This window comes from Mesorhizobium sp. M0816, assembly GCF_040320005.1.
GTDB lineage: Bacteria > Pseudomonadota > Alphaproteobacteria > Rhizobiales > Rhizobiaceae > Mesorhizobium.
The window spans coordinates 368,247-379,814 of sequence record NZ_JAMYOT010000001.1; the positions used below are offsets into that span (position 1 = coordinate 368,247).

At 64.0% G+C, this 11,568-nt stretch carries 10 protein-coding genes; 7 read left to right on the forward strand and 3 right to left on the reverse strand.

Annotated elements, in window-relative coordinates; genetic code table 11:
- Positions 1 to 47: 47 nt before the first annotated feature.
- Positions 48 to 2,102: a bifunctional aldolase/short-chain dehydrogenase gene (locus NKI17_RS01735; RefSeq protein WP_352569352.1), complete on the forward strand. Its 2,055-nt coding sequence runs from the start codon at positions 48 to 50 to the stop codon at positions 2,100 to 2,102.
- 68 nt (positions 2,103 to 2,170) lie between these two features.
- On the opposite strand, the gene NKI17_RS01740 is transcribed toward NKI17_RS01735, so the two are convergent.
- The 3 genes from NKI17_RS01740 to NKI17_RS01750 form a co-directional block, all read right to left on the reverse strand.
- Positions 2,171 to 3,226 carry a substrate-binding domain-containing protein gene (locus NKI17_RS01740; protein ID WP_023676002.1) on the reverse strand — a complete coding sequence of 352 codons (1,056 nt, stop codon included), beginning with the start codon at positions 3,224 to 3,226 and terminating at the stop codon, positions 2,171 to 2,173.
- Between the two features lie 47 nt (positions 3,227 to 3,273).
- Entirely contained in the window at positions 3,274 to 4,269 is a 996-nt protein-coding gene (locus NKI17_RS01745) for an ABC transporter permease (protein ID WP_023676003.1), read from the reverse strand.
- 83 nt (positions 4,270 to 4,352) lie between these two features.
- Complete coding sequence (locus NKI17_RS01750) at positions 4,353 to 5,864, reverse strand: sugar ABC transporter ATP-binding protein (RefSeq protein ID WP_023676004.1); 1,512 nt, start codon at positions 5,862 to 5,864, stop codon at positions 4,353 to 4,355.
- Positions 5,865 to 5,999: 135 nt separating this feature from the next.
- Between NKI17_RS01750 and mtnK the strand changes: the two genes are divergently transcribed.
- From mtnK to NKI17_RS01780, 6 genes are all read left to right on the forward strand, one after another.
- Positions 6,000 to 7,271, forward strand: coding sequence for an S-methyl-5-thioribose kinase (gene mtnK / locus NKI17_RS01755; protein ID WP_352905320.1), 1,272 nt, complete (start codon positions 6,000 to 6,002; stop codon positions 7,269 to 7,271).
- On the forward strand, positions 7,268 to 8,362 hold the full coding sequence (gene mtnA, locus NKI17_RS01760; RefSeq protein ID WP_352455228.1) for an S-methyl-5-thioribose-1-phosphate isomerase: 1,095 nt from the start codon (positions 7,268 to 7,270) through the stop codon (positions 8,360 to 8,362). The genes mtnK and mtnA overlap by 4 nt, the downstream gene beginning before the upstream one ends.
- A 181-nt stretch (positions 8,363 to 8,543) precedes the next feature.
- The gene (locus NKI17_RS01765) at positions 8,544 to 9,428 is read left to right on the forward strand and encodes a helix-turn-helix domain-containing protein (protein ID WP_352905321.1); all 885 of its coding nucleotides are present in this window, start codon (positions 8,544 to 8,546) and stop codon (positions 9,426 to 9,428) included.
- A 130-nt stretch (positions 9,429 to 9,558) separates the two neighbouring features.
- The gene (locus NKI17_RS01770; RefSeq protein WP_352575587.1) at positions 9,559 to 10,218 is read left to right on the forward strand and encodes a 2Fe-2S iron-sulfur cluster-binding protein; all 660 of its coding nucleotides are present in this window, start codon (positions 9,559 to 9,561) and stop codon (positions 10,216 to 10,218) included.
- 3 nt (positions 10,219 to 10,221) lie between these two features.
- Positions 10,222 to 11,208: an FAD binding domain-containing protein gene (locus tag NKI17_RS01775; protein WP_352905322.1), complete on the forward strand. Its 987-nt coding sequence runs from the start codon at positions 10,222 to 10,224 to the stop codon at positions 11,206 to 11,208.
- 71 nt (positions 11,209 to 11,279) lie between these two features.
- A complete protein-coding gene (locus NKI17_RS01780; RefSeq protein ID WP_352905324.1) occupies positions 11,280 to 11,540 on the forward strand; it encodes a nuclear transport factor 2 family protein in 261 nt (86 codons plus the stop codon).
- The last annotated feature ends 28 nt before the right edge of the window (positions 11,541 to 11,568 follow it).

Consider the following 11,568-nt stretch of genomic DNA (forward strand, 5'->3'; position numbering starts at 1 on the left):
GTCGCGGCATTCCTGTTCACAACAAAGAGAAATCGGACGAAGCTGACATGAAGAACCTTTGGAATGACGGCGAGGCGGAGAAGCTGGTCGCCGACTATGCTAAAAAGGGTGTGGCCCGCGACCTGGCGCTGCGCGTCTACACGACCAGGCTGCTGGGCGGCGAGCCGCGGCTCGTCCTGCATGGCGGCGGCAACACATCGTGCAAGACCAAGGCCACCGACCTTGTCGGCGACGAATGGGACGTGCTCTGCGTCAAGGGCAGCGGCTGGGACATGGGCGTCATCGAGCCGCAGGGCCTGCCGGCGGTCAAACTCGGCGCGCTGTTGAAGGCGCGGTCGCTCAAGAAGCTCTCCGACGAGGACATGGTCGCGCTGCAGCGGGCGAACCTCATCGATCCGTCCTCGCCCAATCCGTCGGTCGAGACGCTGCTGCACGCCTTCCTGCCGCACAAATTCGTCGACCACACGCATTCGACAGCGATCCTGGCCATCGTCGACCAGGAGGACAGCGAAGCGCTGAGCCGGAAGGTGTTCGGCGAAAAGATGGGCTTCGTGCCTTACATCATGCCGGGCTTCGATCTGGCCAAGGCGGCCGCCGATGTATTCGACGCCGATCCGACGGTCGAAGGCCTGATCCTAGACAAGCACGGCATCTTCACCTTCGGCGACGATGCCAGGCAGGCCTATGACCGGATGATCCATTATGTGAACGTCGCCGAGGATTTCATCGCCGGGAACGGCAAGCCGCGCACCGAAAAAGTGGCACTGCCGGCCAGGCTGGCGAAGCCCGCGGACATTGCGCCGATGCTGCGCGGCGCGGTGGCGGTGGCACGCGGCGAAGGCCGCTTCGATCGGATGATCAGCGATTTCCGCACCTCGGATGCGATCGTCGATTTCATCAATTCGGCAAAAATTGCCGACTATGCCGGACGCGGCGTGTCGACACCCGACCTGTCGATCCGCATCAAAACCGGACCGATGGCACTGCCGGCGCCCGACGCGGACAAGGTCGGCGACTACAAATCCGTCATCCGCCAGCATGTCGAGAAATTCGCCAAGGACTATCGCGCCTATTTCGAAACCAATGATGCGCTCGACGACGTGAAGCGCACCATGCTCGACCCGATGCCGCGGCTGACGCTGGTGCCCGGCCTCGGCATGTTCGGCCACGGCCGCACGCTGAAGGATGCGAAGATTGCCTCGGACGTCGGCGAAATGTGGATCGAGGCGGTACGCGGCGCCGAAGCCGTCGGCGATTTCCGCCCGCTCTCCAAAAGCGATCTGTTCCCGCTCGAATACTGGTCGCTGGAACAGGCCAAGCTCGCCGCCAACAAGCCGAAGCCGCTGACCGGCCAGGTGGTGCTGGTCACCGGCGGCGCCGGCGCGATCGGTGCTGCCACGGCAAAGCTGTTCGCCGACAACGGTGCCCATGCCGTCGTCGTCGATCTCGATGGGTCAAGGGCTGCCGAGGCGGCAAAAAAGGCTGGCAACGGTTCGATCGGCATTGGCGCCGACATCACCGATCCGGTGCAGATGCGCGCCGCCTTCGACAAAGCGGTCGACGTCTACGGCGGCCTCGACATTCTCGTCTCCAATGCCGGTGCTGCCTGGGAGGGCCGGATCGGCGAGCTCGACGACGCCACCTTGCGCAAAAGCTTCGAACTCAATTTCTTCGCCCATCAGTCGGCGGCGCAGAATGCCGTGCGCATCATGCTGGAACAGGGCACCGGCGGCGTGCTGTTGTTCAACACCTCCAAGCAGGCGGTCAATCCGGGGCCGAAGTTCGGCGCCTATGGCATTCCCAAGGCGGCAACGCTGTTCCTGTCCAGGCAATATGCGCTCGACTACGGCGCGCATGGCATCCGCTCCAATGCCGTCAACGCCGACCGCATCCGTTCGGGGCTGTTGACCGATGCCATGATCACCAGCCGCTCGGGCGCGCGCGGCGTCTCGGCGAAGGAGTACATGTCCGGCAACCTGCTCGGGCAGGAAGTGACGGCCGAAGACGTCGCCCAAGCCTTCCTGCATCAGGCGCTGGCCGAGCGGACCACCGCCGATGTGACGACAGTCGATGGCGGCAACATCGCGGCGGCGTTGAGGTAGATCTAAACACCGGACCAACAAAAAGAGCGGCCCGCGAGCCGCTCTTTTCCTTTGCCTATAGCGAAAGACTACTTCGCGTTCGGGTTCGGCATCCAGGCCGGCATCGCGACGTCGGCATGGGCGAATTGCGGCAGCTTGGCCGAGAGGTCTTCCATGTTCTTGATGTCCTTGTCGACGAGGTCCTTCTGGGTGATCAGCGTCGGCGGTACAATGACGTTGTGGCCGGGATCTTCACCGGCCAACAGCTGCGCCAGCGCACGCACCGAGACCTGGCCGACGACGGCCGGGTTGGTGGCGGCGGTTGCCGCCCAGGCGCTGTCCGGCTCGCGCATCGCGGCGATGTCCGAGGTCGAGATGTCGGCCGAATAGATCTTGATGTCCTTGTTCAGTCCGGCTTCGTCGACCGCGATCTTCACGCCCTTGGCGAATTCGTCATAGGGCGCGAACATCACCTTGATGTCGGGGTGGGCCGATAGCACCGAACGGGCCTGGTTGGCGACCGAATTGGCGATCGGATTGTCGAGCGTGCCGAACATGGCGGCTTCGTTGATGCCCGAATATTTCTTCTTGAATTCGACCCAGGTCTCGTTGCGGCGGTCGAGCGGCGCGATGCCGGCGACATAGACATAGCCGGCCTTCCAGCTCTCGCCATTGTCCTTGACCGCCTGTTCGAGCGCCAGGCGCGCGAGGTCGCGGTCGGATTGCTCGATCTGCGGGATCTTGGGGTTTTCGACATTGACGTCGAAGGCGACGACCTTGATGCCGGCCTCGACCGCGCGCTGGGCGGCGTCCTTCATCGATTCCGTCAGGCCGTGCTGGATGATGATGCCCTGGACGCCGAGCGCGATGGCCTGGTCGACCATGTCCGCCTGAAGCGCCGCGTCCTGGCGGCTGTCGAGCACGCGCAGGTCGACACCGAGTGCCTTGGCCTGCGCCTCGACGCCGGACAGATACGCCTGGAAGAAGTCGCCAGTCGAGAGATAGCGGACCAGCGCTATCTTGACGGCGCCCGGCTTGTCGAACGGCGCCGGCCTGTCCTGCGCCATCGCCGGCAACTGCATAAGCAATGTTGCGCCGGCAAGCCCGAGCGCTGCCTTCCCTAAAAGCCTTCTTGTGATGTTCACGTCGTTTCCTCCACTTGTTGAACCCAAAATGTGACCCGGTCGAACCCCTATCTCCTGCCCCTGCCGGAAAGGGCGAAGGTAAAGACAAGGGCGACCACGAGAACCACGCCCTTGACGAAATCCTGCGTGTAGTAAGGCGCGTTCATCATCGTCAGGCCCTGCAACAGCACGCCGACAAACACCGCGCCGACAGCCGTGCCGAAGGCGTTCGGCTTGGCGGCGCCGAGAACCGCGTAACCGATGAGTGCCGCAGCCACCGCGTCGAGCAACAGATTATTACCCGAGGCGATGTCGCCGCGTCCAAGCCGGGCAGCGAGCAAAATGCCGCCGATCGAGGCAAAAACTCCCGAAATCACATAGGCCCAGATTTTGTATGCCTTGACAGGCGCGCCGGCGAGTTCTGCGGCGCGTTCGTTGCTGCCGACCGCATACATCATGCGCCCGAAACGCGTGTATTCGAGAAAGAACCAGATCAGCACCGCCAGCACGAGCAGGACGACGACCGACACCGGAATGAGGTTCGGGATGAAGAAATCGAAGCGATGGCGGCCAAGCGCCAGGAACGCGGCGCCGAAACTGCCGTTGGCGACCGAGCCGTCGGGCATGGTCATGCCAGTGGCGATCGAACGGCCCTCGGTCGGTATGCGCTGCAGGCCGACAAGCAGGAACATCATGCCGAGCGTCGCCAAAAGGTCCGGAACCCGCATATAGACGATCAGCCAGCCATTGATCAGGCCGACGACGGCGCCGATCACAAGACAGACGACGACCGCCACGACGGCGTTCTGCCCCAGCACCACCATGACATAGGCAGCCGCCATCATGGCGCTGGTGGCGACAGAGCCGATCGACAGGTCGAAGCCGCCGACGACCAGCGTGGCGGTGACGCCGAGCGCCAGAACACCGGTGATGGCGACCGACTGGAAGATGAAGACGGCGCTTTGCGGCGAGACGAAACCATCGGCGGCAACAGCGAAATAGGCGATCAGCCCGAACAACAGAACGATGAAGCCGTAGCGAATAGCATTGTCGCGCAGGATCATTCAGCGCTCCCGCACGCTGGCACCGTCTTTATCCGACCCGAATTCATGCCCTCTCCATTCCAATTCTCATCGTCTTCCCGCTCTCAGGCTGCGCTGTGCAAAGGCCCGCCCGCCACTTCGGCCAGCAGACGCTCGAGATCGACATCGGTATTGCGGTGCTCGCCGACGATCGTCTGCTCCGACATCACCAGGATGCGATCGGCCGTCTCCAGGGCTTCGTCGAGTTCGGTGACGAACAGCAGCGTCGCGCGGCCGTGGGCGCTGGTCCGCAGCTTGGCGGCGATATCGCGTCTGGCCGAGATGTCCACACCTTGAAACGGCTCGTCGAGGATGAAAAGCCTTGCCGCCTGCGACATCCAGCGGGCGACCATCACCTTCTGCTGATTGCCACCGGAAAGCGACGCCATCTCGTCCCTCTCGGAGCGACAGACGATGCCCAACTCCTGGATCTGCTGGCGAGCAATGGCGCGTTCGATACGGCGCTTGAGGACGCCGAGACGCGACATGCGCCTGTGGAACGGCAGGCTGATATTCTCCTGGACGTTGAAGTCGCCGACGATGCCGTTTTCGCCCCGGTCCTTGGCGACGAGAAACACACCGGCGGCAATCGCTTCGCCGGTCGATGCCGGCGCATAGGGTTTCCCGTTCAGCATCATGGTCCCGCCCAGCGGCTGGCGCAGGCCGAACAGCGTCTCGGCGAGCGCGGTCTTGCCGACGCCGACGAGGCCGGTGATGGCAACGACCTCGCCGTCGCCGAGGGTCAGCGAAATCGGCCGGGCGCCTTCTGCAACCCGCAACCCGTCCGTGGCAAAAATTGCTTTGGCCGAATTCCTGGCGACGATCCGCTCGAGCTGGATCTTGCGGCCGAGCATGGCGTTGACCGCACCTTCGTAATCCAGCGGCTTCTTGTCGAAGATGCCTGAGATGACCCCATCGCGCATCGAAATGATGCGATCGGCAAGCCGCCTGATGTCAGACATACGGTGCGAAATGTAGAGGATGGCCACGCCTTGCTGGCGAAGCCGGTCGAGCAGCGCGAACAGCCGGTCGGCCTCGGCGCTGGACAGCGAGGAAGTCGGCTCGTCTAGGATCAGCACTTTCGGCCGGTGCGCCATGGCGCGGGCGATCGCCACCATCTGGCGGTCGGCCAGAGAGAGATCGCTGATCCGGGCCTTGAGGTCGATGGCCAGTCCCATGCGGTCGGCCACCGCCTTTGCCTCGCGACGCACCCGGCCTGGATTGAACAGGGTCGGCACGCCGCTGCCGCTCAACCTGTCGAGGGTAAGATTGGTGGCGACGTCGAGGTCGGCGACGACACCGTCATTAATGTTCTGGTGGACGGTGACGACGCCGGCGCGGATCGCCTCCGCCGGCGTTTTCGGGTCGAACTCATGACCGGCAAGCGACATCGAGCCGCCGCCATGGTCGTAGACGCCACTGATGATCTTGACGAGGGTGGATTTGCCGGCGCCGTTGGCGCCCATCAGCACGGTCACTTCGCCGGCATGCAATTCGAGCGAGACGCCGCCAAGCACCTCGATATGGCCAAAGGATTTCCTCAGGCCGTCGACGCGGAACACGGCATCATTGCCCATTCGTTCCTCCCTGACCATGACGCTATGGGCTATATCGGCAATTGTCAACACGATTGACAATTGCCAGCAGGCTTCCTAGCTTGGCCCGACCGCGTTGGCTCCGCTATCATCGGAGCACATGAGCGGGAGGTGAGGATGACTGGGAAATCGCCGTTCGAAGCACTGTCGGTCGAGACACTGGCGGGCCGTCTCGGTGCCAACGAGCCCCTGTGTTCGCAGATCGGCAAGGATACGAGCCAGTGGAAGGTTCGTGAAGTCGGCGACGGCAATCTGAACCTGGTGTTCATCGTCGAGGGTGCTGAGGGTGCGGCCGTCGTCAAGCAGGCCCTGCCCTACGTCCGGCTGGTCGGCGACAGCTGGCCGCTGCCGCTAAAACGCTCCTTCTTCGAATACCATGCGCTGACGCGGCAACAGCCGCGGGCGCCGGGTTCGGTGCCCGATATCTATTACTTCGACGAAGGCCAGGCGCTGATCATCATGGAGTATCTGTCGCCGCACATTATCCTGCGGCGGGCGCTGATCGAAGGCCGGCAATTGCCCAACATCGCGACAGACATCGGCTTGTTCATGGCCCGCACGTTGTTTCGCGGCTCCGACCTGCATATGGCGACCAAGGACCGCAAGGCCGATCTGGCACTGTTCGCCGACAATGTCGAACTCTGCGACATCACCGAGAACCTGGTTTTCTCGGATCCGTATTTCGATGCCAAGATGAACCGGCACACCAGCCCGCAGCTCGATGGCATTGTCGCAGAGCTGCGGGCCGACCGCGACCTCAAGGTCGAGGCGCAGCGCATGAAGCACATCTTCGCTGCCAATGCCGAGACGCTGCTGCATGGCGACCTGCATTCCGGCTCGATCATGGTCACCGACACCGAAACGAGGATGATCGACCCCGAATTCGCCTTCTACGGGCCGATCGCCTTCGACGTCGGCATGCTGCTCGCCAATTTCTGGATGGCGTTCTTCTCGCAGCGCGGCCATGAACAGGACGGAAGCCGCGACGCCATGCGTGACTATCTGCTCGGCGTTACGGTCGAGACATGGTCGGTGTTTCGCGCCGAGTTCTCGCATCTGTGGCGAACCGAGCGTACCGGCATGCTCTACCAGAAGAGCCTGTTCGAAGATCAGGGCGACAGGCTTGGCGCCGAGCAGGCGCTAGACCACATGCTGCATTCGATCTGGACCGATCTGCTCGGCTTTGCCGGCGTCGAGGTTCACCGGCGAATTCTCGGCCTTGCCCACAATGCCGATTTCGAGACCATTGCCGATCCGGATCTGCGCGCCAGATGTGAGGCAAAGGCGCTGAAATTCGGCCGTCACCTCGCCGTCAACCGGCGCCAGATCCACAGCATCGACGAGGTCAACCGGTTGGCCGCGCTGATCGAACGGGAGAGCAGGATTTGAACGTCGGCGACCGCCACTACCGCACCATCTGGCCGAGTGACGACGGGCGTTCGGTGGAGATCATCGACCAGCGCTGGCTGCCGCATGATTTCCGCATCGAAAAGATCGATACCGTCGCCGGCATCGCCACGGCAATCCGCGACATGTGGGTGCGCGGGGCGCCGCTGATCGGCGTCACCGCGGCCTATGGCGTCGCCATGCAGATGGCCGACGATCCGTCGGATGCTGCACTCGACGCCGTCTGGGCAACCTTGCACGAAACGCGCCCGACGGCGATCAATTTGCGCTGGGCGCTGAACGAAATGCAGCGCTTCCTGCTGACGCTTCCCCTGGCAGAACGTGCCGCGGCTGCCTATCGGCGTGCCGGCGAGATCGCCGACGAGGATGTCGGCCTCAACCGCGCCATCGGCGCCCATGGGCTCGAAATCATCAAGGCGATCGCGGCGCGCAAGCAGCCGGGCGAACCGGTCAATATCCTGACCCACTGCAACGCCGGCTGGCTGGCCACGGTCGACTACGGCACCGCCACCGCGCCGATCTATCTGGCGACGGAAGCCGGCATTCCAGTCCATGTCTATGTCGACGAAACACGACCCCGCAACCAGGGTGCCCAATTGACCGCCTGGGAGATGGCCGGCCACGGCGTGCCGCATACGCTGATCGTCGACAATGCCGGCGGCCATCTGATGCAGCGCGGCCAGATCGACATGGTCGTCGTCGGCACCGACAGGACCACCGCCGACGGCGATGTCTGTAATAAGATCGGTACCTATCTCAAGGCGCTCGCCGCCGACGACAACGACGTGCCGTTCTATGTCGCGCTGCCGTCGCCGACGATCGACTGGACCGTGGGCGACGGGCTGGCCGACATCCCGATCGAACAGCGCTCGCCCGACGAGGTCTCACTGGTCTGGGGCAAGACCGCTTCCGGCGAGATCGCCCAGGTCCGCGTATCGCCGGAAGCCACGCCGGCGGCCAATCCGGCCTTCGACGTGACGCCGGCGCGGCTGGTCACCGGCTTGATCACCGAACGCGGTGTCGCTACGGCCTCGCGCGAAGGCCTGAGGGCGATGTTTCCCGAGCGCGGATGATCCGCTTTGCCGAGAGGGCGCTCCGGATTTGCCTGATCTCACGATTTCTTGAACACGGCACGGTTAAAAACGCCCGTTGCCTGTCCCACATGGACGGCCGTATGCATAGCGGCGGGGCGGCGCCCAACGCTCGAAGCCGGGGTTGCCCACGGCTCGGCGAGTGAACCAGCGGGATACCGCGATGTCATTCAGACCGTTGCTTGGTGACGGACGGGTTCGGAGCCAGGACGAGAAGTCGGAGCCCCTGCAAACCGCGTCATGGGTCAGCTCCTCGATCGTCTTCGACAACCGGCGGTGGGCGTGCCGGGAGGCGGAGCTCCGCTGGACAGCCCCTCATCATCTGATCGTGCTGACCGAAGAAGGCGGCACGTCCCATACATCCATCCGGCACGAGGCACGATCCCTTTACGACGGAATGGACCGTCCCGGAGCCCTCACCTTCGTCCCGGCAGGCGCGGAACGACAGGGCTTCTATCGCGATGTAAACCTCTCCTATTCAGCCCTGTGGATCGATCCCGATATCGGGCTTCCCGGATGCGAACGCCTGAGGAACCTGCCTATACTGATAAACAAGAAAGACGCGGTCGTCGCCACGCTCTTGAGTTCGCTTCGTGACGAGATGGCACTCGGCCACAAGCCAGACACTGCCTATGTCGAGCATCTGGTCGCCCTCGTCAGTCTCCGCGTGGCCAACCTGAGCCGGGAGCAACCGCGGTTTGTACGTCACGGCTGTCTCAGCCGCCGGGCACTTGGTCGCGTTCGGGATTACATCGATGCGCATATGAATTCCGACATTTCGCTAAGCGAGCTGGCAGCCGCCGCGGGCATGGCCGTCGACAGTTTTGCGCGTCGCTTCAAGGCGACGACCGGCCTTGCACCCTACGCCTATGTGATCGAGGAACGGGTGCGGCGAGCGGAGGCGCTGCTGCGCGAAACGGGTTTGTCGATCGGTGTCATTGCCTTTCGGCTCGGCTTCTCAAGCCAGAGCCACTTCACCACGACCTTCCGACGTCTGAGGGGCATTACGCCTCGTGCCTATCGGGTGAATTCTTCTCCAGAATCCTGATAGTGCCGCCGGTTTCTTGAAAGAAAGCCGCCGCCCGCACTCCCACCTCCAGTGTCGTTGGGTGACAGAACCCGAGGGTTCGCTCGGGTCAAGTTGCCGTCTGCGCTTCATTGCGGCTGGGAGATCATGCATGGCCAAAACGGACAACAGGAGCGGGCCGACGCGTCGGATGGTATTGGAAGGCGGTGTTGCGACCGGGGTGCTCCTGGCTACCGGACTACCGGTTGACGCCGAGCCGGTCGAGACCGTCACGGCGGCTGCATCGTCCTCGCCGCTACCGACGATGACGATGTCGTTACGGATCAACGCGAAGGATCTTGCCGTCGAGCTCGACCCGCGGACGACGCTGCTCGACGCCCTGCGCAACCATCTCGGCCTCACCGGCTCGAAGAAGGGCTGCGACCACGGCCAGTGCGGCGCATGCACGGTGCTCGTCGATGGGCGCCGGATCAATTCCTGCCTGACGCTTGCCGCAATGCATGAAGGCGACGAGATCACCACGGTCGAGGGCCTTGCCGAGGGTGACCGGCTGCATCCGGTCCAGGCCGCCTTCGTCGCCCGCGACGGTTTCCAGTGCGGCTACTGTACGCCAGGCCAGATCTGCTCGGCGGTTGGCATGCTGGGCGAGGCGCGGGCCGGCTGGCCAAGCCATGCGAGCGCCGACGTGGCAGCGGCTTCCGTCGCTCTCACCGATGCCGAGATCCGCGAGCGGATGAGCGGCAACATCTGCCGTTGCGCCGCCTATCCGAACATTGTCGCTGCAATCCGCGACGCGGCAGAGGAGGCATGAGCAATGCAGTCCTTCACTTACGAACGTGCGACGAGTGCTGAGCAGGCGGCGGCCGCGGTTGCGGCCCGGCCGGACGCCAAGTTCATCAGCGGCGGCACCAACCTGCTCGACCTGATGAAGCTCGAGATCGAGCGCCCAGCGCATCTCGTCGACATCAGCCGGCTGCCGCTTGATCGGATCGAGGAGACGGCGGAAGGCGGGCTTCGGGTCGGCGCCCAGGTCCGCAATAGCAATCTCGCCGCCGACCCGCGGGTAAGGTCGCGCTACCCGATGCTCACGCAAGCGCTGCTGGCGGGAGCGTCCGGCCAGATACGCAACAAGGCCTCGACCAGCGGCAATCTCCTGCAGCGCACGCGCTGCCCCTATTTCTACGACCGCAACATGCCCTGCAATAAGCGCCAGCCGGGTTCGGGCTGCGCGGCACTTCAGGGCTTCAACCGCATGCACGCCGTACTCGGCGCGAGCGAAGCCTGCATCGCGGTCCATCCTTCTGACATGGCGGTCGCCATGTCCGGGCTCGACGCCAGGATCGAGACCGTCTCGCCCGGCGGCGAGACCCGTACGACCCCGATCGGCGATTTCCATCGATTGCCCGAGACGATGCCCCAGGTGGAGACCGTGCTCGGCCACGGCGAAATGGTCGTCGCGGTTGTCCTGCCGCCGCCGCCACCCGGCCGGCAGCTTTACCGCAAGGTGCGCGATCGTGCTTCCTACGCCTTCGCGCTGGTGTCCGTGGCAGCAATCGTCGAGAAAGGCGGCGACCGTATCCGAAGTGCTCGGATCGCCATGGGCGGCGTGGCAGCGAAGCCCTGGCGCGCGACGGAGGCGGAGCGCACGCTCGCAGGAGCGTCGGCGTCCGACGGTGCCTTTATCGACACGGCCGAAGCCGCGCTCGCCGGAGCTGTCGGGCATGGCGCCAATGATTTCAAGATCCCGCTGGCGAAACGGACGATGCGGCACACGCTCGCTGCTGCCGTCGAGAGTGCGTGAGGTGACACGATGACAGAGACGACGACCCCGAACAGCGGTTCCCAGATGCAGGCGACGAGCAGGAGATCGATATGAAACTCACGCGACGCGCCGTTGCCGCCGCGGGTGGCGGCCTTTTTGTTTCTGCCGCCGCAGCTTGGGGCGCCACATCCGACCCGGGAGCTCGTCACGGGCTCGAGGCCGCCGTCGACGCCTTCTTTGCCGGCTGGGCCTCTGGCGACTGGACGGCATTCCTTGATTGTTGCGATGAGACGATGACCTTCCAATTCCCTGTCGGCGAGCAACGAGGCCGACACGGACCGCCGGAAGGCAAGCGGGCACTCGCAGCCTAGACCGCCGCGCATCAAGCGCAGGGAAACA

What these genes read in the sequence shown, in the direction of transcription:
- NKI17_RS01735 (WP_352569352.1), top strand. Translation starts at nt 48, where the DNA reads ATGAAGAACCTTTGGAATGACGGCGAGGCGGAGAAGCTGGTCGCCGAC.
- NKI17_RS01745 (WP_023676003.1), bottom strand. Translation starts at nt 4,269, where the DNA reads ATGATCCTGCGCGACAATGCTATTCGCTACGGCTTCATCGTTCTGTTG.
- NKI17_RS01750 (WP_023676004.1), bottom strand. Translation starts at nt 5,864, where the DNA reads ATGGGCAATGATGCCGTGTTCCGCGTCGACGGCCTGAGGAAATCCTTT.
- mtnK (WP_352905320.1), top strand. Translation starts at nt 6,000, where the DNA reads ATGACTGGGAAATCGCCGTTCGAAGCACTGTCGGTCGAGACACTGGCG.
- NKI17_RS01765 (WP_352905321.1), top strand. Translation starts at nt 8,544, where the DNA reads ATGTCATTCAGACCGTTGCTTGGTGACGGACGGGTTCGGAGCCAGGAC.
- NKI17_RS01770 (WP_352575587.1), top strand. Translation starts at nt 9,559, where the DNA reads ATGGCCAAAACGGACAACAGGAGCGGGCCGACGCGTCGGATGGTATTG.
- NKI17_RS01775 (WP_352905322.1), top strand. Translation starts at nt 10,222, where the DNA reads ATGCAGTCCTTCACTTACGAACGTGCGACGAGTGCTGAGCAGGCGGCG.
- NKI17_RS01780 (WP_352905324.1), top strand. Translation starts at nt 11,280, where the DNA reads ATGAAACTCACGCGACGCGCCGTTGCCGCCGCGGGTGGCGGCCTTTTT.